Source organism: Rhizobium sp. NXC24 (assembly GCF_002944315.1).
Lineage (GTDB): Bacteria > Pseudomonadota > Alphaproteobacteria > Rhizobiales > Rhizobiaceae > Rhizobium.
This window is the reverse complement of record NZ_CP024314.1, coordinates 2357446-2379650: the sequence shown is the minus strand read 5'-3', so window position 1 is coordinate 2379650 and position 22205 is coordinate 2357446. Positions and strand designations below refer to the sequence as shown.

Annotated in this window: 20 protein-coding genes and 1 pseudogene; 8 read left to right on the top strand and 13 right to left on the bottom strand. The window is 57.8% G+C overall.

What is annotated here, in order from left to right; genetic code table 11:
• The 4 genes from repC (NXC24_RS34985) to NXC24_RS34970 form a co-directional block, all read right to left on the bottom strand.
• Positions 1-1311, bottom strand: coding sequence for a plasmid replication protein RepC (repC, locus tag NXC24_RS34985; RefSeq protein WP_104827808.1), 1311 nt, complete (start codon positions 1309-1311; stop codon positions 1-3).
• A 386-nt stretch (positions 1312-1697) separates the two neighbouring features.
• Positions 1698-2726: a plasmid partitioning protein RepB gene (repB, locus tag NXC24_RS34980; RefSeq protein WP_104827807.1), complete on the bottom strand. Its 1029-nt coding sequence runs from the start codon at positions 2724-2726 to the stop codon at positions 1698-1700.
• Positions 2723-3946 carry a plasmid partitioning protein RepA gene (gene repA, locus NXC24_RS34975; RefSeq protein WP_104827806.1) on the bottom strand — a complete coding sequence of 408 codons (1224 nt, stop codon included), beginning with the start codon at positions 3944-3946 and terminating at the stop codon, positions 2723-2725. Before repA ends, repB begins: the two co-directional genes overlap by 4 nt.
• A gap of 333 nt (positions 3947-4279) precedes the next feature.
• Positions 4280-4645, bottom strand: coding sequence for a DUF488 family protein (locus tag NXC24_RS34970; RefSeq protein WP_104827805.1), 366 nt, complete (start codon positions 4643-4645; stop codon positions 4280-4282).
• A 202-nt stretch (positions 4646-4847) separates the two neighbouring features.
• On the opposite strand from NXC24_RS34970, the gene NXC24_RS34965 reads away from it, so the two are divergent.
• Together NXC24_RS34965 and NXC24_RS34960 are read left to right on the top strand one after the other, a co-directional pair.
• Complete coding sequence (locus tag NXC24_RS34965; RefSeq protein WP_104827804.1) at positions 4848-4997, top strand: entericidin; 150 nt, start codon at positions 4848-4850, stop codon at positions 4995-4997.
• Between the two features lie 134 nt (positions 4998-5131).
• Positions 5132-5848 (top strand): hypothetical protein, encoded by a 717-nt coding sequence (locus NXC24_RS34960; protein WP_104827803.1) that lies wholly within the window; start codon positions 5132-5134, stop codon positions 5846-5848.
• Here NXC24_RS34960 and NXC24_RS34955 read toward each other — a convergent pair.
• Positions 5786-6646, bottom strand: a complete 861-nt coding sequence (locus NXC24_RS34955; RefSeq protein ID WP_104827802.1) for a tetratricopeptide repeat protein — start codon at positions 6644-6646, stop codon at positions 5786-5788. The two genes, NXC24_RS34960 and NXC24_RS34955, sit on opposite strands and share 63 nt — an antisense overlap.
• Positions 6647-6866: 220 nt before the next feature.
• Between NXC24_RS34955 and ftsZ the strand changes: the two genes are divergently transcribed.
• Positions 6867-7889 carry a cell division protein FtsZ gene (gene ftsZ / locus NXC24_RS34950; RefSeq protein ID WP_245464136.1) on the top strand — a complete coding sequence of 341 codons (1023 nt, stop codon included), beginning with the start codon at positions 6867-6869 and terminating at the stop codon, positions 7887-7889.
• Between the two features lie 122 nt (positions 7890-8011).
• A complete protein-coding gene (locus tag NXC24_RS34945) occupies positions 8012-8227 on the top strand; it encodes a hypothetical protein (RefSeq protein ID WP_104827801.1) in 216 nt (71 codons plus the stop codon).
• Between the two features lie 34 nt (positions 8228-8261).
• Here the strand turns inward: NXC24_RS34945 and NXC24_RS34940 are convergent, their stop codons facing one another.
• Entirely contained in the window at positions 8262-8852 is a 591-nt protein-coding gene (locus NXC24_RS34940; RefSeq protein WP_104828001.1) for a YigZ family protein, read from the bottom strand.
• 316 nt (positions 8853-9168) lie between these two features.
• Entirely contained in the window at positions 9169-9777 is a 609-nt protein-coding gene (locus NXC24_RS34930) for a TetR-like C-terminal domain-containing protein (protein ID WP_104827799.1), read from the bottom strand.
• A 110-nt stretch (positions 9778-9887) separates the two neighbouring features.
• Between NXC24_RS34930 and NXC24_RS34925 the strand changes: the two genes are divergently transcribed.
• From NXC24_RS34925 to repC (NXC24_RS34910), 4 genes and pseudogenes are all read left to right on the top strand, one after another.
• Entirely contained in the window at positions 9888-10577 is a 690-nt protein-coding gene (locus tag NXC24_RS34925) for a PspA/IM30 family protein (RefSeq protein ID WP_104827798.1), read from the top strand.
• A 37-nt stretch (positions 10578-10614) separates the two neighbouring features.
• Positions 10615-10896, top strand: a complete 282-nt coding sequence (locus tag NXC24_RS34920) for a YiaA/YiaB family inner membrane protein (RefSeq protein ID WP_104827797.1) — start codon at positions 10615-10617, stop codon at positions 10894-10896.
• 90 nt (positions 10897-10986) lie between these two features.
• Positions 10987-14382 (top strand): acyl-[ACP]--phospholipid O-acyltransferase, encoded by a 3396-nt coding sequence (locus NXC24_RS34915; RefSeq protein WP_104827796.1) that lies wholly within the window; start codon positions 10987-10989, stop codon positions 14380-14382.
• Between the two features lie 34 nt (positions 14383-14416).
• Positions 14417-14614 (top strand): annotated as a pseudogene (repC, locus tag NXC24_RS34910) (replication initiation protein RepC); the annotation flags it as partial.
• Here repC (NXC24_RS34910) and NXC24_RS34905 read toward each other — a convergent pair.
• From NXC24_RS34905 to NXC24_RS34880, 6 genes are all read right to left on the bottom strand, one after another.
• The gene (locus NXC24_RS34905) at positions 14611-15495 is read right to left on the bottom strand and encodes an MBL fold metallo-hydrolase (RefSeq protein WP_104827795.1); all 885 of its coding nucleotides are present in this window, start codon (positions 15493-15495) and stop codon (positions 14611-14613) included. The pseudogene repC (NXC24_RS34910) and the gene NXC24_RS34905 sit on opposite strands and share 4 nt — an antisense overlap.
• A 202-nt stretch (positions 15496-15697) precedes the next feature.
• The gene (serA, locus tag NXC24_RS34900) at positions 15698-16936 is read right to left on the bottom strand and encodes a phosphoglycerate dehydrogenase (protein WP_104827794.1); all 1239 of its coding nucleotides are present in this window, start codon (positions 16934-16936) and stop codon (positions 15698-15700) included.
• 261 nt (positions 16937-17197) lie between these two features.
• Positions 17198-17836 (bottom strand): YcxB family protein, encoded by a 639-nt coding sequence (locus tag NXC24_RS34895; protein ID WP_104827793.1) that lies wholly within the window; start codon positions 17834-17836, stop codon positions 17198-17200.
• 418 nt (positions 17837-18254) lie between these two features.
• Positions 18255-19625: an MATE family efflux transporter gene (locus NXC24_RS34890; RefSeq protein ID WP_104827792.1), complete on the bottom strand. Its 1371-nt coding sequence runs from the start codon at positions 19623-19625 to the stop codon at positions 18255-18257.
• A gap of 92 nt (positions 19626-19717) precedes the next feature.
• Positions 19718-20521, bottom strand: coding sequence for a MoaF C-terminal domain-containing protein (locus NXC24_RS34885; RefSeq protein ID WP_104827791.1), 804 nt, complete (start codon positions 20519-20521; stop codon positions 19718-19720).
• 38 nt (positions 20522-20559) lie between these two features.
• Complete coding sequence (locus tag NXC24_RS34880; RefSeq protein ID WP_104828000.1) at positions 20560-22197, bottom strand: ABC transporter ATP-binding protein; 1638 nt, start codon at positions 22195-22197, stop codon at positions 20560-20562.
• Positions 22198-22205: the final 8 nt, after the last annotated feature.

Here is a 22205-nt window from a genome sequence, read left to right as displayed (position 1 = left end):
TCATGCCGCATCTCGTCCTGGCAGCCTGTGTGACCGCGCCAAAGCCATCAACATTGGGCCAATAGCGAATTCACCACATTGCGCTCTTCGCGTCAGATTGCGCAGATAACCTCCTGCCGAATTGATATGCTCTGCCCTCTGCAGCATGCAGGCGATGACGGTTGCTGCATTTTCAGGTCCCATGACGTTGCAAGCGTCCTGGTAAGCGGATGGGCTGATGCCCAACATGGTACGAATGACGATTGCCGCCGTCATGAGGTCTCGCCAGCTCTCGACCTTACCGGCGTGGCCGTATGATGCGACTTCAGGGCAAGCCTGGATCACAAGATCAAGCGGGAAAGACTTCAGCGGCTGAATAGAAGGATTACTTGGTCTTTGGGCTGTGGCCACTCGATATACGTTGCCTGTGGGTATGGAAAGGTGATGCGAACTCTCCTGGCTGTCGCACGCACCAACGGTGTCGTCCTGGGTTGCGTCTCGAGCTGGTTGCGTGCTGGAGGCCGGTTCAGATTCAAGAATGTTTTTTAAATCTGTATTCTGTATATGGCGCTCAGTTTGGGATTCGGTGGCGCTTTGTTTTTGTGTTTCTAGCTGCTTTTCCAATCGGATAAGGATTTCACCCCGCAGCATCTCCAGCTCGTCGAGCACTCCGCTTAAGTCGCCGACATGCGGCGCGCGCGGGATGGCTGCGAGGATCGACTGGAATGTCTTTTGGATCATCATCCAGTCGCCCGGGGCTTGTTCCTGCAGGGCGATCTCGATCAGCTTTGCGATGTCACGGCGGCAAATCGACAGACGTTCCTTGGTGACGCGCAGGCGCAGGCGATCGGCGACGATCCTTGCCGCATGGGCAAAGATTTCATCGGCGCGGGCGATGAGAGACGCCACGCTGAAGCCGAAGGCCTCGTCGATTTCGCCTTTCCGGTCCCGCCTTGCATAGCGTTTGCCGTTCGGGCTGTCTTTGCGGATCAGCAGACCTGCCGCCACCAGAGCAGCGAGATGGCGTCTCAATGTCGCCGGAGCAATGCCATGCGCCCGCAACGACAATTGCGCATTGGACGGAAAAACCACCAGGCCGTTTTCCTCCGACAAGGCATTTTCCGGATAAAAGCTCAAGAGTGCGTTCAATACGGCAAGGGCGCGGTCGGAAATTCCGAAAACGCTTCTGGCCTCGCAGAGAGCGCGAAACAGCTTCCACTTGTCGACGGATTTCCCGGGTTCGATATCCTTGGCGTCATACTGATTTGACAACATGCCAAGCGTCATCGACCGCCGCCCAAACGGCGTCGTTATGAAATTCGAATTGTGCATATCTTCGCCTCTGATCTCAGGCAAAGCGAATACGGCCACCGAAACGACTTCGATGCATTGACAACTGATTCGGGGGGAGCTATTGATATCTTCGCTACAAGAATGCAAAGGCTCTCGAATGGTTCGCCGTTTGGGGGCCTTTTCTTTTTGCCGTCGCTTACCTTTCTCTCTTCGTTTCAATCATGGTTTCTCGGTGTTTGACCGAGCGATTTCCGCTGATTAGCGGATACCAAACAGATCGAAGGTCGCGGCAAAAGAGCAATGATATCTTCGCTACAAGAATACAAAGGCTCTCGAATGGCTCGCCGTGAGGGCTTCATCCGTTGATAAGTTTATTCCAAATCCGCGCGGGGGCGCGGCGATAAAACCCTGTCAACTGACAGGGTTTATGAATCATCCTGTTTATCTGCGGCATCGAACTTCGCGATCAGCGCCGGTATTTCGCCTTCCAGGAAGGCTGCAAACCGGACACCTCGGTCGGTCTCTGGCATAAGCTTCAGTTCTTTCTTCGAAATCTGAAGCCTCGCCAGGGATTTGCCGCGTCCATCACGAATATCTCGACCGGGCAGGCGAGCCGCAGGAGTTTTCAACATTCCCATGGCCTGACTGAACCGCTCATTCGACATCAAGCGCAAAACCCTGTCAGATGACAGGGTCTCTCTGATCGCCCTAAGTGCATCAGGTTTCGCTTTTAACGATCCGCCGAATTCGACCCATCGCGGGCGCCCAATTTTAGGCGCCCTGCCAATGGCCTCGATGACGTCGAGAGGGACGACGCGATAGACGGAACGCATACGTGCAAGCTCTGCGTCGTCGATCCCAAGCGCTGCATAAATATCTCTCGGGCGGATGCCGGCTTCGTCCATACGCCATGCAAACAGCGCCCGTTCGATCCAGCTCAAATCCTGACGCGCAGCATTCTCGATCCCCTGAACGACAACAAGATCTCGATCAGACATGTCCAAGGTCAACGCCTTGATGGGGCGCTGAAGCTCACGGGCGGCGCGCAGGCGGCGATGGCCGTAGATCACCTGATATCGGCCTGCCAACGTCGGATGAAGGCGGACCTGGATGGGGATCTTCTGCCCATCTTCCTCGATGCTCTTCTTGAACTCCGCAAAAGACTCGTCGTTGTCGTCAGGAAGCCGGTCAGGAAAGGGCGACGGATCGATCAGATCAGTGTCGATTTCGGTCGAGCCGCCGGAGCCCGCCTCCAGCATGGCAAGAAGCCGGTCGCGTTCGTCCCTGATGTCACTGATCGCCTTATGGGTCGCGCCAATGACGCCGGCGCCCACACGGACAGGCGCCGAAGCGGACACCTGCTGCTCAACGCTGTTCTTCGTATCGGCATTGATATCGGCTGCCAGCAATCCGAAGCTTGCGGCAAGCGATGATCTTTTTGGGGACTTCGTCATCGCCTCCCCCAACTGCTTTTGATCAAATCCAGGATGGCATCGTTTACGGCATCCATTGCATCGCGGGCACGGCGATGGGTATCGCGGCCGACCTGACCCATCTCCAATTCGTACAGGCTGCGCTTGGCAAGACCTGCGGCCTCGACTGCCGTGCTTTCGATCGCCGTCGGCAAGATGACGTCGTCGCCAAAAAGATGGCGAAGCATGGCCACCACCTGCGACTGCGGCTGATCGTTCGGATCGTGGCGGGTGATGAGGTAGCGGAAAAAATCCTGCTTCAACACGGCACCGCTCTCGCCCAAAACCTGGATGAGATCTCCCATCATCAACAGGAACTGGCTCATCGACGAGACGTCCAGCATTGCCGGGTGGACAGTTACAATCATCCCCGTCGAAGCGTGAATGGCGCCAAGCGTCAGGAAACCCAGGGATGGCGGAGTGTCCAAGATCACCACATCGTAACGATGTCTGACTTCGTCCAATGCGAGCTTCAGCCGTTCGAAAAACATCCCCTCGCGACTGCCCAATCGCTGCGCCAGAATGCGAGGCGTCTCATGCTCGTATTCCATAACCTCGAGATTGCTCGGAATGAGATCGATGCCATCGAAGTAGGTTCGATGGATGATCTCTTTCATCGGCCGGCGTTCGTCGTCATACCGCAAAGCGGCATAGATGGTCTCGTTGGCTTGCACGTCGATCTCGGGCTGGAAACCGAACATCGCAGAAAGCGAGGCCTGCGGGTCGAGATCGATCGCCAGAACACGATAGCCGTGGAGCGCGAGATATTGTGCAAGGTGGACGCTGGTTGTCGTCTTGGCGCTGCCGCCTTTGAAGTTTGCGACCGCGAGCACCTGAAGATGCTCCCTGCCCTGCCGATAAGGAAGAAACCGCAATGCGTCCGAAGGCTTCTGCTCGGCAAACATGGCACGCAACTGATTGATCTGCTGCAGCGTATAGGCGCGATGGTTATTCTCTAGCCGGCTAGGAACCGGGCCGCGGCCCTCATTGGACAGCAGCTTCAGGGTCGAGTCGGGAATGGAGGTCAATTTCGAGACCTCATTCGTCATGAAATATCGCAGGCTCTTTTCCGCCTTCGGCGGATACATGCGGGTTCGCAGAGCCTGGAGCTGGTTCGAAAGCATGCCAGCATGCCGGACGATCTTCGTCGCAGCATCCTCGGAAAAAGCATTCTCCTGCTCGATTTGTTCTGTTAGCGCCATCTGTCCCTCTTGGCGGCCTACACTCGTTCTATCGGCCGCCACCCGCTAACAAAGGCCATGATTCTGTGTTTTCGTCCAGCAAAATAAGGTTAGAGCAATCCTAACGCCGTTTCCCGGCTAAGCAACGAATCACGATTCTCCCTGTTTTCTCCATCGGTTAGCCGCATTGCCCGATGAAGCGCCCATCTTGATTAGCGCTTTGGCATAAAGAGAAATGGTTGCGTTCGAGCGACCGAATTCGCCTTCGAGCCTCCAAACATTATGATGAGTCGCGACTCATTTTCGTGTCGATCGCCCGCTAACATTCTTCGTTTCCTGTTTAAACCGCGCTGGTCACGAGCCCCGATCTTCCAAGGTCTTCAGAAACTCCAGAAGCACCACTGCATGGTTGTGAACCGGATCCTTCGCGCCATACAGCAGTGTCACCGGTCCATCCTCAAAATGAAGCAATGCCTGCACCGCCGGATTCGACGCCAGTTCCTGCCGGTATCTTTCCCGTAAGTCCATGAACCGCTCCGGCCTGTGATCAAACCACTTCCGGAGCTCCGGCGATGGAGCCACTTCCTTGATCCAGTCGCTCAGTTCCGCATCTTTCTTGGATAGACCGCGTGGCCACAACCGATCGACAAGCACCCTGCGACCGTCTTCGTTCGAGGGTTCGTCATATACGCGTTTCAGTTTCAGAAGCGAATGAGCCATTCCGAAAGCCCTCGCTATTTCAGAGCCTATTGCCGATTACATAGCCCGCAACCATCACACCGGCAATCCGAGATGCTGCCATCTCCATACCCTCCACGTCCGTTGAGAATCGACCCCTATGCGAGTTTCGGATCGGCCTTCCTTGAAAAGAAAAGATGCGCGGTTAAATTGAATCCATACCATTCCATGGGGAGATTTAACGATGCTCAAAGTCTCACTCGCCACTGCAATGCTGGTCCTGTTGACGCTATCGTCTTGCGCAAACACGGTAAAGGGAATGGCGAAGGATGCAAAAGAAACCGGCCAGGCGATGGATTCGAGTACGCATCGGGTGCTGAAGGCGTCGAACTAGCCTAGTTCTCTGACGCCGGCCGCAAATTGCTCTGCGGGAACGAGCGCACGGCCGTGTATCAATGCGAAGATTCCCATGATAGCGTCCCCCAACTCGTCGGTCTTGACCGGCGGACAGCACTGGAGGCGGGCGCAATGCGTATTATTTTCCGATGTGACCCGGCTTTGGCCGAATATCTGCCGCGTCCCGTCCTTGCTCGCAGTGCGCTGCCGGACTGGCTGCGCACTATGCCCAACACCGCCTATTCGGCAATTCACGGTCGCGACGTGCGCACTTTGAAGCAGTGCCCTCCCGTGGTCGATGCGATGGCGTATGGCTTCACGATACTTTTGCCGTGCGATGTGCTTGTGGATAAGGGTGCCTTTTCCTGGAATTGGGATATTCCGTCGCCAGCCACCGAGCGACATCCTCGATCGCCGCTCAGTTTTCATACGCCTGGGCAATTGACCGGCAGCCCGTTTGAAATCGCCGGGCAGGCGGCGGTCAAATTCAACAGTTTCTGGACAATCCAGCTCGATGATGGCTGGTCGCTCTTTGCAACACATCCCATCAACCGTGCCGATCTTCCCTTTCGGCTTGTCACAGGCCTTGTGGATTCCGACCGGTTTACTGACGGCGGGATCAATTTCCCGGCAATTTGGACTGAACCTGAATTCTCGGGGATCCTGGCCCGCGGAACGCCGGTCGCACAGTGTTTTGCGGTTCCACGCAGCATGCCCGAACTTGTTTTTGAGGAGTTGGATGAGCAACGGCAGGAAGCGTATACGCAGACGGTTGCCACCGTGCTTTCAACACCGGGCGTCTACCGCAAGCGATTTCGGGCCAAGCGCGGTCGCTCCGCTAACCAATGATTGACGCAGAACCTCCTCGTCGAGCCACAGCCGACCGCACGGCGCCGAGGTAAGAGCCATGGCAATGACGCCAAACGTGGATGCGTCCAGCGCATAAGCCGTCGAGAAGGCCGCCATCGCCTCGTCCATTCTGCCCGCCTCTTGCAATACGACACCCAAGTTGACGGCCGCCTCCGGCGCATCTGCGTTCATTTCGAGCACACGTTGGTAAGCCTCGGCTGCGCCGTCCAGGTTCTGCAGATCGTGCCGCACGAGTGCTAACTCAAACCAAATTTTTGGATGGTCTTCGAGGGCAACGGCGCGTTCGAGCAGTTGCTCTGCTTCAACGAGGGCGCCACGTTCTCTCGCTAGCGAACCGAGCCGATTCAAAGCTTCCAGGGATGTCGGCTTGGCATTGAGAACCATGCTCCAAGCATCGCGTGCAGCCGACTTGTTGCCCACCTGGTCGAAAATTCGGGCTTTCTCGACAAAAATCTCCAGCCGGACTTCTAGGCTTGCCGCTTTCTCAAGCTGCATCAATGCCGCTTCCAGTTTATGCTCTGCTCGATAAATTTTACCCGCGAGAATGAGGGCGGGGGCGTTCCTTGGTTGAGCTGCAAGACTCTTCTCTATTTTTTCCCGAGCACCGGAAAAATCTTCTTCTGCAAACAGAATAGCTGCCAAAAGATGAGAGAGCGACGGGTCCGATGGAAACTGATTTAAACCGGCTTCGCAAAGCTGCTTTGCCAGCTCACGATTGCTCTCATTGAACGCCGCTATCGCGTTCGCAATGATCGCCAAACGCTCACTTTCTTTCATGCGCAAGCCATCCAGATGCTCCCGACCGCAATACCCCGTATCGCCATGACGGAGTTATCCGCCGCCGATATCGAGCCGTCAATTGTGGAATTTCATCCGCCCGATTGCGCTCAAACGGTCGGCCTTTGCCCTGTCAACGCCTTGTTGCGCTTCTACGATGAACCGCGACTCGCTGTTCGAAGCGATAAACGTGCGACCAAGATGGATGAGGGAAGTAAACATGACGGACGCCAAGAGCGGCATCTCTGGCCTAAGGCCAAACATTACTGTCATTGGCGTAGGCGGTGGCGGCGGAAACGCGATCAATAACATGATTGCTGAAAATCTGGCGGGTGTGGACTTCATCGCGGCAAACACGGACGCCCAGGTCCTCGCGACATCGAAGGCAGCTCGCCGCATCCAGCTCGGAGCAAATGTAACCGAAGGTCTCGGTGCAGGTTCGCTGCCGGAAGTTGGCCGCGCGGCTGCCGAGGAATCGATCGATGAGATCATGGATCATCTGAGCGGTTCGCACATGTGCTTCGTCACCGCCGGAATGGGCGGCGGAACGGGGACGGGTGCGGCGCCGGTGATCGCACAAGCTGCCCGTTCGGCTGGCATCCTAACCGTCGGCGTGGTCACCAAGCCGTTTTCGTTCGAGGGCAATCGCCGCATGAAGACAGCGGAGCTCGGCATCGAGGCGCTGCAGCAGGCAGCCGATACCGTCATCGTAATTCCCAATCAGAATTTGTTTCGCATAGCCGATGCAAAGACCACTTTCGCGGATGCCTTCATGACCGCCGATCGCGTGCTTTATTCCGGCGTTGGATGCATCACCGATCTCATCGTCAAGGAAGGCCTGATCAACCTTGATTTCGCTGACGTGAAATCGGTCATGCGAGGTATGGGCCGAGCTATGATGGGCACGGGCGAAGCGACCGGGGAAAACCGTGCGATGAGAGCGGCCGAGGCGGCAATCGCGAATCCGTTGCTGAACGACGTTTCAATGAGAGGTGCGAAGGGTGTTTTAGTCTCGATCTCCGGCGGCTCGGATATGACGCTCTTTGAGGTGGACGAGGCAGCGAGCCGCATTCGCGACGAAGTGGAAGGCGATGCGGAAATCGTCATCGGTGCGATCTTCGACCGCAATCTCGACGGTAGGTTCCGCCTCTCTGTTGTGGCGACCGGATTGGATGGCCGCAGAATGCTTGAACCGATGGACGCCTTTGTTCGGGATTTGGATCTGAAGCATACGCTACAGTAGCATGCGAGATTTTCGATGGGGCGGGAGAGAATTGAACGCCGAGGTGCCGGTCGGTCGCTTCGGCAGGCGACGGTCCTGCGAGGTGATGCTAGGATCAGGGCGGCAAAGATAAGGGAACTGAGATGCGCAAGTTTAACGTTATCGTCGCGAACGAAATCGAAGCTGATACCGCCGAAGAGGCCGCCCTGCTCATGTACCAGGAGCTGACGAAAGGGCAGCCACCGCTTCATTTTTCGGTCATGGATGACGCAAACTCCACTACCAGCATAACGCTGGATCGTGAAAAGGCAGATGAATTTGCCAGCATCGACCATACCGCAGACCCCGGCAACTGGTAACGAGATAGGTTCAAGAGGAGCGATCGAATTAAGATCAGTCGTCCATACGAAGCGACGAGCGCCCGTTTGTAAGATCATTTATGAGTTGTGCGACGGCTTGGACATCCTCTTGAGGCAATTGGATTGTCGCGTCGCAACCTTCGTCGGTGAAGTGCTGTTCGACAATGCGAACCTGATCGAGCGAGGCGAGGCGTGCCTTTACGAGAGCCAGATCGCTAAACTGAATTTTCGCTTGTCCGGCGATCATCGGCGTAAAAGCGATGAGCTTCGCTGCCCGCAGGCAGGCTGCGGCGCTCCCGCCATAGGCTCGCACGAGACCTCCCGTCCCAAGCAGAACGCCGCCGAACCATCTGGAAACGACCAGAATCACACGGTCAACTGACTGCCCGTCGATTGCAGCCAATATCGGCTTTCCGGCCGTACCGCTCGGCTCGCCATCATCCGAAAAGCGGTAGGCTTGTCCGATGCGCCAGGCCCAGCAATTGTGATTGGCCCCTGTTGCTGTGGCGACGGTCTGAAGAGCCAGTTTCGCGGTCTCCTCGGTATCGACCGGGATTGCGACGGCGCGAAACGTGCTCTTCTTGATGATCTGTTCGAAACTGCACTGCTCTTCAAGGCGAAACATCTTAATCCCAGCGATATGGAGTGCGGTGCTTGGTTCCAAATCCATCGCAGGAACCATGTGCAGCAACCATAGTTTCTCCATAAATGATGGAGGCGCAAATGTATCGCGATTTAAATGGGTTCTATGGAGGAGGAGGGAGCCCTCGGAAGCCGGAAAGAAAGCCTCCGCACTTGACGCCGGGTCAGCAGAAATTGCTGATGTGGGCGCTCGGACTTGAACTCCTGCTCCTATTTTTAGCCCCGATCGGCGGCGTCTCTGTTGTCAGCGCGTTGCTGTACATCGCGCGATGATCGGGCACGCCATCCCGGTCCCTGCTTTAGCCCTGCCTTGCCGCGGCTCCGGCCGCGACCGTCAGGATGAAGTCGTCGAGCTCCCGTTCCAGGCTTTCAACCGGCAGGCCGACGAACCGCCCTTCGAGGCTGATGCTGACGACGCCGTGAACGGCGCCGAACAAGGTTCGCGCACGGATGGCGCGCGCCGTCTCCGACATGGTCGGCTGCAGTTCGGCAAGCGGCTCGGCAATGATGCCCATCAAAAACATGTGCTCTTCCAGATGCCATTCGGGGCTCGGGCGATTATCCGGCGGCCGATGGTCGAAGAGCGCCTTCCATAGATTGCGATGAGCGACCGCGAACCGCAGATAACCGCGTGCGAGGTTGCGCAGGCGGTCCGTCGGCGTGTGATCCTTGACCTCCGCCAGCGTCAGCGAGGCTTCAAGCGCCTTCAGCGTCGACGAATTGACGTGAATGACGAGATCGTCGAGATCGGCAAAGACCGTATAGAGACCTCCAAGAGCGCAGCCGACATCCTGCGTGACGTCGCGTGCCCTGAGGTTGGAAAGGCCGTCGGTCGCGATGCGATTTCGCGCCGCCTCGATCAGCCGCAACCTCAGATCCTCGCGCTTTTCCAGGGTTTTTCTCGCCATTAACCATTCCAATCCGATTTTTGAACGTCGTTCAAAATTATTCTTGAACGACGTTCACGATTCTGGCATACATCATTTCATGAACATCGTTCATAAACGGGAGACGACAAATGTTCAATTCAATTCTGACGCTCATCCGCGGCCGGGCCTACGATGCGGAGCAGGCGTTCATCGATCGCAATGCCGTGCCGCTGCTTGCGCAGCAGATCCGCGACGCGGCGAGCGCCATCCAGTCGGCGCGGCGAGCAGTGGCGGTTGCCATTGCGCAGAATGAGCAGGAAAAGAGCCAGCACATGGCGATCACCGCGCGCATCGCGGATCTGGAAACCCGGGCCATTGCCGCCCTGCAGAAGGGCAGTGACGAGCTTGCCCGGGAAGCGGCAGAAGCGATTGCCCAGCTCGAGGCTGAGCGCGATGCCTCCGAGAAGGCACAGGCGCAATTCATCCAGACGATCGGTAAGCTCAAGGCAACCGTCCGCGCATCGGAAGCGCGTCTGCAGCAATTGCAGCGTGGCGAGCGGCTGGCTCGTGCCACCGAACAGACACAGAAGCTTAATGCCGTTAGCGACGCCGCCGCTGGCCTGGTTACGCTCGACGAGGCCGAGGAAACGCTTGCCCGCCTCCAGGCCTATCAAAATCGCTGCGAGATCACCGCATCGGCCATGAAGGAAATGGACGCCGCGAGCCGGCCCGAAATCGTCATCGAAAAACTCGCCAGCGCCGGCTTCGGCGCACCGCTTGGCCCCTCGGCCGATGGCGTGCTCGCCCGCCTTCGCGAACGCATGAATTCAGCAGCCTGAAACCAAACACATCAAACACATAAGAGAGGATACGATCATGAACGACAGCTTCCAGAAACACTCCCAGGCTTGGGTCAGCTTTTCCTACATCTCCTTCGGCGCCGCCGCCTTCATGCTGTTCGTCGGTCTCTACATGATGCCGATCGATCTCTGGGGCAAAGGCTATCTCGCCATGGGCATCCTGATGCTGGTGCAGACGGCGGTCAACGTGACCAAGACGATCCGCGACAATGCCGAGGCTGACAGGCTGATCCGCAAGGTAGAGGATGCCCGCACGGAAAAGCTGCTGGTTAAGTTCAATCGTGACGGTCAGGACTAAACTTTATTAACGACGCCGCAGAGTTGTATCGGCGCTCAACCTTTGCGTAATAACTCTGTGGCGTCTTGTTGGCTGAATGAGGGGTACGCCATGCAAAAGCACTTAATGAGATCGAGGAAGTTTGCGCCGCTGTTTTGGACGCAGTTCCTCACCGCTTTCAACGATAATTTTCTCAAGCAGACTCTGGTTTTTGTCATTCTAGCGGAGATGGCGACGGAGGGTGCGGCGCTGGTGACGCTTGCCGGCGGCATCTTCATCGTGCCGTTTCTGCTCTTGTCGGCGATTGCCGGCGAACTCGCCGACAAATATGACAAGGCGAAGATGGCTGAGCTTCTGAAGCGATGTGAGCTTGGCGTGGCAGCGATCTCCGTCGTCGGCATCGGCTTCTCGTCCATCTGGATACTGATGCTCGCCCTTTTCGGCTTTGGCGTCATCTCCTCGCTCTTCGGGCCGATCAAATACGGCATCCTGCCGGATCATCTGGAAAGCCGGGATCTTCCCAAGGCCAATGCCTGGATCGAGGGCGGCACTTTCATCGCCATTCTCACGGGCACCATGGTTGCGGCAGTCGCCTTCCGCGAGGGCGAGAATGTCTGGATCTTCGGCCCGATGATGATGGGGCTTTCCATCCTCTGCTGGTTTGCTGCGCGCATGATCCCCTCGACCGGTTCCAAGGCGCCGGATCTGGTCGTCGACACCAATGTCGTGCGTTCCAGCTACAGGCTCGTGAACGAACTTCGCGCCGATAGCCGCATCTGGCGCGCCTCGTTGATGAACTGCTGGTTCTGGTTCGTCGGCTCCTTCATCATGTCGATGCTGCCGGTCATGGTGACCGACATCCTCGGCGGCTCGGAAATTGTCGTCCCTGCTTATCTGGCGATCTTTGCCATCTCCGTCGCCATCGGCTCGGCCATCGCCGGCTGGATGGCTGCAGGCCGTATCGTGCTGCTGCCGGCGCCCGTCGGCATGCTGATTGTTGCGCTCTTCGGTCTCGATCTCGCCTGGAACCTGTGGGGCCTTCAGTCGACCGCCCATGCCGAAACCATTCTTGCCTTCTTTGCCGGACCGAAGACCATTCGCGTTGCCATCGACCTCGCCGGTATGGCAATCGGTGGTGCCTTCCTGGCCGTTCCGACTTTCTCGGCCATGCAGAGCTGGGCACATGAGGATCGCCGCGCCCGCGTCATCGGCGCATCGAATGTCCTGTCCGCTCTCTTTATTGCCGTTGGCTTGGCGCTTGTGGCTGTGCTGCAGGCAGTCGGGCTGTCGGTTCCGGTCATCATTCTCAGCATCTCCGTGCTTAACATCGCGATCGCCTGGGTCATGCTGAAAATGCTGCCGACCAACGCCTTCCGCGATCTCATCTCCATTATCTTCCGCGCCTTCATGCGGCTGGAAGTCGAAGGTCTTGAAAACATCCGCAAGGCCGGCCCGGCGCCGATCATCGCGCTCAACCATGTGAGCCTGCTCGACGGTGCTCTGGCGCTTGCCATCACCGAGGAAGAGCCTGTCTTTGCGATCGACTATGCCTTCGCCAAGAAATGGTGGGTGCGGCCGCTTTTGACGAAGTGCAAATTCCTGCCGCTCGACCCGACGAAGCCGATGGCGACGCGCTCGCTGATCAAGGTGATCCAGGATGGCAGCCCGGTCGGCATCTTCCCCGAGGGTCGCCTGACCGTCACCGGCACGCTGATGAAGGTCTATGACGGCGCGGCCATGGTCGCAGACAAGACCGGCGCGATGATCGTGCCCGTTCGCATCGATGGCCTGGAAAAGAGCTACGCCTCCTATCTGACCTCGAGTCACGTTCGTCGCCGTCTCTTCCCCAAGGTCAAGGTGACGATCCTTGAGCCGGTCAAGCTCGACGTTCCGGCAGAACTCAAGGGCAGGAAACGGCGCATCGCGGCCGGTGCCGCTCTCTATCAGATCATGTCGACGCTGATGTTCCGCACCGCCGACACCGACAACACCGTCCTCGGCCGCGTCATCGAAAGCGCCCATGAATATGGCGGCAAGAAGCTCGCCGTCGAAGATCCGATTGCCGGCAAGCTGTCCTATGCCAAGCTCCTGACCGGTGCTGCGGTGCTGGGCGCGAAGTTCCGGAAGATGTTCCCGAACGAGAAGACGCTCGGCGTCATGCTGCCGAACGCCAATGGCACGGCCGCGACCGTCCTCGGCGTCATGTCGGCGGGCAAGGTTCCGGCCATGCTGAATTTTACGGCCGGCGCTGCGAACATCCTGTCGGCCTGCCGGACGGCAGAGGTCAAGCATGTGCTCTGCTCACGCGCTTTCATCACCCAGGCCAAGCTCGGCCCGGTGGTCGAGGAACTCGAAAAGCACGTGACGTTCGTGTGGCTGGACGAACTGCGCACGCAGGTCACCTCGCTCGACAAGATCGTCGGCCTCGTCCGCAAGTACCGGCCGCTGGTCAAGCGCAGTGCCGATGATCCGGCCGTTATCCTCTTTACCTCCGGTTCCGAAGGTGCGCCGAAGGGCGTGGTGCTGAGCCACCGCAATATCCTATCGAACGCAGCCCAGGCGGCCTCGCGCATAGACTTCCACCCCGGCGACAAGGTGTTCAACATTCTGCCGATGTTCCATTCCTTCGGCCTGACGGCGGGCACGATCCTGCCGCTGGTTTCGGGCGTGCCGGTGTTCTTCTATCCGTCGCCGCTGCACTACCGCATCGTGCCGGAGCTGATCTACGTCTCGAACGCCACCATCGTCTTCGGCACGGATACGTTCCTGAACGGCTATGCGCGCACCGCTCATCCTTACGACCTCCGGTCGATCCGCTACATCTTCTCGGGCGCCGAGCCGGTGAAGGCGTCGACCCGCGAGGTCTATATGGAGAAATTCGGCCTGCGTATCCTGGAAGGCTATGGCGTGACCGAAGCAGCCCCAGTGATCTCGCTGAATACGCCGATGTACAACCGCACGGGAACGGTCGGCAAGATCATGCCGGGGATGGAATGGAAGCTCGATCCGGTTCCCGGCATCGACGAGGGCGGCCGTCTTCTTATTCGCGGCGCCAATGTGATGGCCGGCTACCTGCGCGCCGACAATCCCGGCGTCCTCGAGCCGCTGCGGGAGGGCTGGCACGATACCGGCGACATCGTCACCATCGATGAGGACGGTTTCGTCAAGATCCGCGGCCGTGCCAAGCGCTTTGCCAAGATTGGCGGCGAAATGATCTCGCTTGCCGCCGTGGAGACCCTTGCCGCGCAGCTCTGGCCTGGTGCTCTCAGCGTCGTATCGGCCGTGCCGGATGCGAAGAAAGGCGAGCGTCTTATCCTGCTGACCGATGCGCCGGATGCGAACCGAAGCGATTTCCTGGCATTCGCCAAATCGAAGGGCGCCACGGAAATGATGGTCCCTGCCGAAGTCACCGTCGGCAAGGTGCCGGTACTCGGCTCTGGCAAGATCGATTTCGTGACGGCGCGCGCCGTGGCGATGGAAGGACTGTCGCAGTCGCAAGCGGCGTAAGTTTCGTACCTGGGCAGCAAAGCGGTCGGTGGTTAACGCCTGCAATGCGCCCGGGCCGAAAACCGCGACCGCGGTGACGAGGGCAGGGCACATCAACAATGCGGGTGGTTATTTGCGTAACTTCACCCGCAAGGCGGAACGAGGCGAGCTTTCGCTTCGACCGATGTTGATGGTGTGTTTCAGGTTTCTGCTTAATCGAGCGGATAGGCCGACAAAAGCCTATCCGCACTAAATGAACGCAAACGTGGCTTTTCGCGCTTCGACAGCCGCGCGAAGGTTCGATTTGTGGCAGTTCTCGTAGAAGACGGCGGTCTCCGCCGGCATCGCAGCCGGGACGTTGACAAAATCCTGTAGTCGTAGGCCGGGTCGCTCGTTTAGAGCCGGATCAGCCAAGTGTTCATCAGCTAGTTCGGCGACGCGGTCGCGCAATGCTGCGAAGTAGGAAAGGTTTTCGTCCACGACGGATGGTGCGGAGGTTTGGCCGTGCGCGAGGACAACGTGATTTGCCTTCAAATCACGGATCCGCTGCAACGATGAGCAAAGCGCATGAAGGTCAGCCGGAGCTTTGCTCCAAACTTCCGGAATCGGCGTCTCGACTGCGTCGACGGCCAGGCAGACGCGAATCTCGGGAATCCACACAGACACATGGTCGGGAGCGTGCCCGGGCGTATGAATGAGCTCCAGCGTGAGGTCCCCGCCATGAAGCGCCATCTCCTCGCCAGCGAAGGTGATATTGGGTGCGATGATCTCGACATCATGGAACCGCGCGCTTTCCTGCATCTTGTCGCTGAGAGTTTGCCGGGATGACGGATCATGCAACCGCTCGAGTGCTTTGGCATGCGCGACGATCGGCACTCCGCCGCGGAGTGCCGCATTGCCCCAGAAATGATCCCAGTCCATATGGGAGTTGACGACAACGAGCGGTCGATCCTGCAAATGACCGCCAAGCAGTTCGAGTGCCCTCGCACAGAGGGCCGGGGTCGCCAGCGTATCAATCAGAACGTTGAATCTCTCGGTGCGGACGAAGACGCTGTCGACTTCGTCCGCTGCTCTGATAATGGCGATGCGATCGTCGAGATCGGGATAAGAACACAATTCAACGGTGATATCCATCAAGGGCAGCTTTCAGTGGTTTTCGGCATAAGGCCTGTCGAAAGATCGCAATGCCGCGCCAGAGCGCATGTCGCTGTTCTTCCACACCATCGGCTTTTCTTAAGTGACGGGACTCGCCCCTTGCGTGAATCTTAGCCTGATTGGGTCGCTGGCGACAAAGCTCTCTCAGAAACACCTAGAGAATGCCAATTTCCCACCGGCGTCAGTAAACCAATCGAGCTCGTATCGTCCCCGGAATCTGGCGAAGCGCGTCAAGTATGTCATCCGGCGTCTCGCCAACGTCCTCGACTTCAATGACCACGTAACCCGTTTCGCCGTGCGTCTGTAGGAACTCACCGACGATATTCAGTCCACGGGACGAAAAAATCGTATTCAGATTGTTCAGGATGCCAGGGCGATTTTCATGAACATGGATGAAACGCGTTCCATTTGGACGTGGCGGCAATTGAACCTGGGGAAAATTGACCGCGCCCAGCGTCGAGCCGACGTCGGAATACTCGACAAGCTTCCTGGAGACTTCCCTTCCAATGCGCTCCTGGGCTTCTTCGGTCGACCCGCCGATGTGCGGAGTGAGAATGACATTATCCAAACCCTGCAGCGGCGTGTCGAAGCGCTCGCTATTTGATGCCGGCTCCTTCGGGAACACATCCACAGCCGCACCCGCGAGATGTCCTTCTTTCAAAACCTTGGCAAGCGCTTCGAGATCCACCACGGTCCCGCGCGAATTGTTGATGAAAATGGCTCCCTTTTTCATCCTGCGCAGTTCGGCTTCAGTGATCATGTTTTGCGTCGAACTGGTTTCCGGAACATGCATCGTCACATAATCCGAGATTTCGAGAAGCTCGCCGAGCGTTGCCATCGACTCTGAATTGCCGTGGCGAAGCTTATCTGAAGGATCGAAATAGCGCACAATCATGCCCATGCTTTCCGCAAGGACGCTAAGCTGCGACCCAATGTTGCCGTAGCCGACGATGCCCAGCGTTTTCCCGCGCACCTCACGACTGCCTACGGCCGATTTTTCCCACCCACCTTTGTGGGCGGATGCTGAACGCGGGAAAATCTGCCTGGTCAGCATGATGATTTCGCCGATCACAAGCTCTGCAACCGAGCGCGTGTTCGAATAAGGAGCGTTGAATACGGGGATTCCGCGTCGACGCGCTGCATCCAGGTCGACCTGATTGGTCCCCACGGAAAAACAACCGACGGCGATAAGCTTTTTGGCGGATCTGAAAATTTCGTCTGTCAGATGTGTGCGTGAGCGAATTCCAATGATATGCGCATCGGCTATATGACTTTTGAGATCCTTGTCATCCAGAGCCTTCGGCAAATGCGTGAGATTGACGTAGCCGGACGACGAAAAGTAGTCCACGGCGCTCTGACTGATGCCCTCAAGCAGAAGTACGGAAATCCGATCGCGCGGAAGAGAAAGATGTCGGGTCATTTGAATTGCCTTCGATTGTCGCATTCGATTAAGCCGAGGTCGCTTGTCGGCCAGAGAAACGCACAGATATGGCAACATGCTTTAGCGACCATCCGGCGGACAGCGCAAGAACAAACTCAACCATATTTGGCGGCAAAGGACCACGCCCATGGTCGACGACTTTTGGGGAATCGGCTCATAACCGATCGAAGATGAGAAAGCACGTTCGGCGATGTTTTGCGAGCGAGCGCAAGTGTTGTCGCTGCCCGAGGCTGCGTTCCTTCAATCGGGAAGATTGGCCCGCCCGCCAGCGCCGAGTCTGGCGAGAACTGGCGGCGAGGCGATCGGACGCCCGGACCACTTCAAAATATAGTCGCGGAAATGCTGTCGTTCCTCTGCGGAAGCGAAAATGCGATCAGGCCAGACATGCGCCCATGTCTTGGACATCCAGAAATAAAAAGTGCCATTCTCTTCCTCGATCGCGCGGAGCGACGGCCACGGGCAGCTCAGCGTCTGACCGTTCGCTGTAAAGCGGATACCTTCCTGATCCACCCATGCCTCGACCGGTACGCCCGCTCCGCCATTTTTGACCAGCCCTCGACGATACATGGCGCGCAGCAGTGCGCGCGCCGGCTTGATCAGGACGACCGTTGCCAGAGCGCATAGAGCCACCGTCGCGACGACCACCAAGGCAAACCGCACCACGTTGCCGGAGCGCCAGCTATCGTAGCTTGTGATGAGAGCGACGAACAGCGCAATGAACGAGATGGCAAGCACGGAAGGCCGCAGTGGCAGTAGCTGGCGCGTCGTGTGCTGAATCGCCAGATGATCATCCAGGGTTAGTTCAAACACCTTATGGAAACCCGGCTCACGGCTTGCCGGCCAGATTTTGGGAACCGAAGTGCGGGGAATCTCAGACATAAGATGACCTATTGCAGAGTGGAGACTTCTCTTCCTGACACACATGGCCGAGGTGGATCGTGCAATGCGGGGTAGCAGAGCCGACCATCTCTTGCTCGGATTATTTCGACAAGCCCCTGGTTAAATACGCGGGCTATTTTTGTCACGGAAACCGAACCGCGAAAGTCTTAATTTTCATCAATACCTATTTAGAAACCTACAGCCGATAGACTCCCTGCCGTCTGAGTTAATATGGAAACGCGGAGTGACATGCTGATTGGCTACATGCGCGTCTCGACCGGCGAGCAGAATCTCGATCTCGCCGGCGCGATCCCTTTCCAATCCAGTCAATGAGGTTCAGGTACTCGTCACAGCCGTGGCAGCAAACAACTAATACTTGTTTGCTCCGGGCGCGGCCGTAGTTTACTCAGCCAGCCCTTCATCGAGGTCGCCGAGCAAGTATCGCGAAGCGAACGATCAGCGAAACGGCGGCAGCACCGAGACCGGCGACGAAACCAAACCATATCCCAATGCCGCCTAAGCCGAGCGGGAATGCGAGGACGTAGGCGCCGAGGAAGCCTATACCCCAATAGCTGGCGATTGCGAGTGTCATCGGCACGACCGAATCCTTCAGGCCGCGAGTGAGACCCGCCGCGACCGTTTGCAGGCCGTCGAACAGTTGAAAGGCGCCCGCAAGCGTGATGAAGGGTATTGCCAGCTCGACAACCTTCCCGGCGTCGGGCGCGGATGCATCGATGAAAAATCCCGCGAGAAGCCGTGCTTGCGAAAGCAGCAGGCTACCGCTTAGCAATGCGAATAGCGCTGCCATGGCGAGTGCGGTGATCCCGGTCCTGATGATGGCGCTGCGGTCGGCGCGGCCCGCTGCCAATCCAACTCTGACGGTTGCGGCCTGCGAGAGGCCGAGCGGGACCATGAACGCAATGGCGGCCAATTGCATGGCGACGCCATGTGCGGCGAGTTGAAGTGTGTCGATCCAGCCGATCATGACGGCTGCTACGGAAAACAGGCTCATTTCCGACAGGATCATCATGCTGATGGGTATGCCGTGGCGGAGCACTTCCGCGAGCGCTGGCCAATTCGGCGTGAGCATCTCCTTGTGAAGCGCAAATTTCCTGCACTCCGGAACAAGTGCGATGTAAATGGCGAGACAGAGTGCGAACAGCACTTCCACTGCAACGGCAACCCAGGCCACACCCTTCAGGCCGTATGTGGGAAAGCCAAAATGGCCAAGCGCAAATGTGTAGCCAAAGATCGCGTTGAAGACGACACATATGAGGTTGACGTAGAAGATGATGCGTGTCCTGCCCATGACACTCAAGAACGACTTCAGCACCATGAACGCCAATGCAGGTGCAACGCCGAAGCCCATGATCGTCAGATAGGACGCAGCCTTCGCGACCACGTCAGGCTTCTGTCCCATCCAGAGCAAGACGGGCTCGCAAAACAAAAATAACGGCAAAACCAAAACGGAATAGGCCAGCGAGGCCCATACTGCCATGCGGATAAAGCGGCGCGCGCCATCCCTGTCTCCGCGTCCAATGCCTTGGGCGACGAGCGGCAGGATTGCGATCGAAAACCCTGAGCCAAAGTACAGGATCACGAAGAAGTATTGGATCGACAGCACGATGCCGGCCAGGTCCATTGCACCCAGACGACCGACAATCATGACATCCGTCGTATTGATGGCAAGCTGCGCCAATTGTGCGCCTATGAGAGGCAGGCCGAGGCGGAGCGTTCCGGAAAAGTGCTCGCTCCAACTTTGCCGGTGCGCATTGTTTGATTGATCCATGTCTAACCGCCTCGCTCGCCGCGACGTCGGGCGACGCGCGGCTGCCCCCTTGCTGCTCTTTTGATTTCGGCAGGCGCCGTCGGCATGTTCGGCTACGGAGCGAGCGCCGCCGGTTTCACAAGCGGTTCGGGATAGTTTGTCTGGCTGAGGATCATTCCGTACGCGCCGAAGGTGAAATGGGTGATCTCGTTCGTCGCAGGATCCCGTCCGAGTGCCGCGCAGTACGAACGCAGCCCGGAAAAGTCCAGTACCATGCCAGCGGCCATGACCATCACTTTCTCGGAAAATGTGAGGAGATAGATGTCTTCCCGCAGCCTGAACATCTGGCAAGGATCGATGTCGGCCTTCGGATATTCCTCACCTTTGAGGCAGTGCCACGCGTACCATTCGGCGTTGAGGTATATATGTTCGTAAACGTCGTCCTCGCTGTAGATCCACATCGCGCGACGACCAAACAGATCGCTCGTTTGCGCAATCTTTTCCCCCTGCAGCGCCTGGTCGGCGACCCTGCCGAGAGTGACGGTCTGAATGACGGCCGGTTCATTGCCGATTTTTTCACCCACGACGTTTTGAATGAAGACGACTTCGCCGGAACGGAGATCAGCGACGACGCTCATCGATGTACGAAGATCGTCCGCATGCTGGAAGGCAATGAGAAACAGGTCATCGGCGACCCTCTGTGCTTCATAGGTTTCATTGCGCTTGACGGCCGCTCCCCGCGAGCTCCAGCGCATCTTCTCCGCATCGACGAACTCGAAAGAAAAATCCTGGCCGTTGCTCAGTTCGAGATCGATCTTTCGCCCGGCAAGCTCGGCGCTGCGCTCAGCTTTGTTGGCAGTAAAATTCGCACCAAGGCCGAGGGCATTGTCGGACTGCGGCATTACCTGTTCGTTCATCGCAATGTTCCTTTACGGGATGTGAATGTTTGGCGGGCCTATCCGGCAGTCGGCGCCGACTTTCCCCATCGTTCCTGCGAAATGGTGGAAATAGACAGCGTGTTCGCGAGCAGGGACCGGGTGTAAGGATGGCTTGGCCGTGTCAGCACATCCTCAGTCATGCCAATTTCCGCGGTCCTGCCCTTGTCCAGAACCAAAACCCGATCCGCAAGATTGCGGACGACCGCCAGATTATGGGTGACGAAAACCATCGCCAGCCCTTCCTCGTCCCGAAGCCTGGTCAAGAGATCGAGTATGGCTTCCTGTACAACGACGTCGAGAGCGGAGGTGATCTCATCGCAAACGAGGACTTTGGGCTTGCAGATCAGCGCGCGTGCTATGCAGACACGCTGACGTTCGCCACCGGAAAGGCGATCCGGCCGCAGGTTCGCTTGATCCGCGCGAAGCCCGACTTTCGACAGCACTTCAACAATGGCGTCCCGCCGCCTTCCCCGATCGCCTTCAACGAGGTCATAGGCTGCCCCGATGCTCTCGCCGACCGTCCTCCGCGGATTTAAGGCGGAAAACGGGGACTGAAAGACGTATTGCAGCTCCCGCCGCGCTTGCAGAGAACGTTGACGGGCGCGTGCTGGCAGGGCGATGCCTTCAAGCTCTACCAAACCGTTCTGTTGCACGTGCTGCCCGACGATGCTCTTCGAGAGGGTGCTTTTTCCCGAACCCGATTCGCCGACAACGGCCAGGCACTCGCCCGCATGGACATCGAAAGTGACTCCGGCCAGCACCGAGATCGTGCCGTAGTGCGCCGCAAGGTCAACGACCCTCAACACTGGTCTTGCGGACGCATCACCACCCGGCCGAATGTTCCTGTGCGGTCCGGTGAGTGCGACATCCGGGGCGGCGGCCAGGAGCTCGCGGCTATAGATATGTGCCGGCGCCTTGAAAAACGGGCCTGCCGCTTTCTCCTCCACGATCTTTCCATCGCGCATAACGACGATGCGGTCGGCTATCGCTGCGACCACAGAGAGGTCGTGCGTCACATAGAGGGCGCCGATGCCATGATCCGTGCAAAGCCGGCGCACGAGCTTCAGCACGACTGCCTGGGTCGCAACGTCAAGGCCTGTCGTCGGCTCGTCGAGCACCAGTACCGCTGGTTCCAGCAGCATGGCGATGGCTATGCCGAGACGCTGAAGCTGGCCGCCGGAAACCTGATGCGGAAAGCGGGCAAGAAATTCGTCGTGGGTGGGAAGGCCAACTTCACCGAGGATCTCGGTTGCCCGGATTCGTGCCGTCCTACGATCCCAGCCGTGACACAGGGCGACATCGATCATCTGATCGAGGATACGGATGGCCGGATTGAACGCAGAGGCCGGGTCCTGCGCAACATAGGCAATGATCTTTCCGCGAACCGATAGGAGGGATTGCGGTGTCTGAGAGAGAATATCGATCCCTTCGACGCATACGTGACCGGATGCGATCGTTGCGCCGGTGCGGGTGTGTGCCAGGAGGGCGGTGCTGACTGTCGTCTTGCCCGATCCCGATTCTCCAATCAGGCATAGGATTTCGCCGGGCGAGATCTCAAAATTGACGTTTGAGACAATTTGCCGACCGTCCTTCAGCGCGACGCAGAGATTGGTCACCTTTGCGCGGGAAGCCCTTGCTGGATCTTGGTCCGCCATCGTCAGCT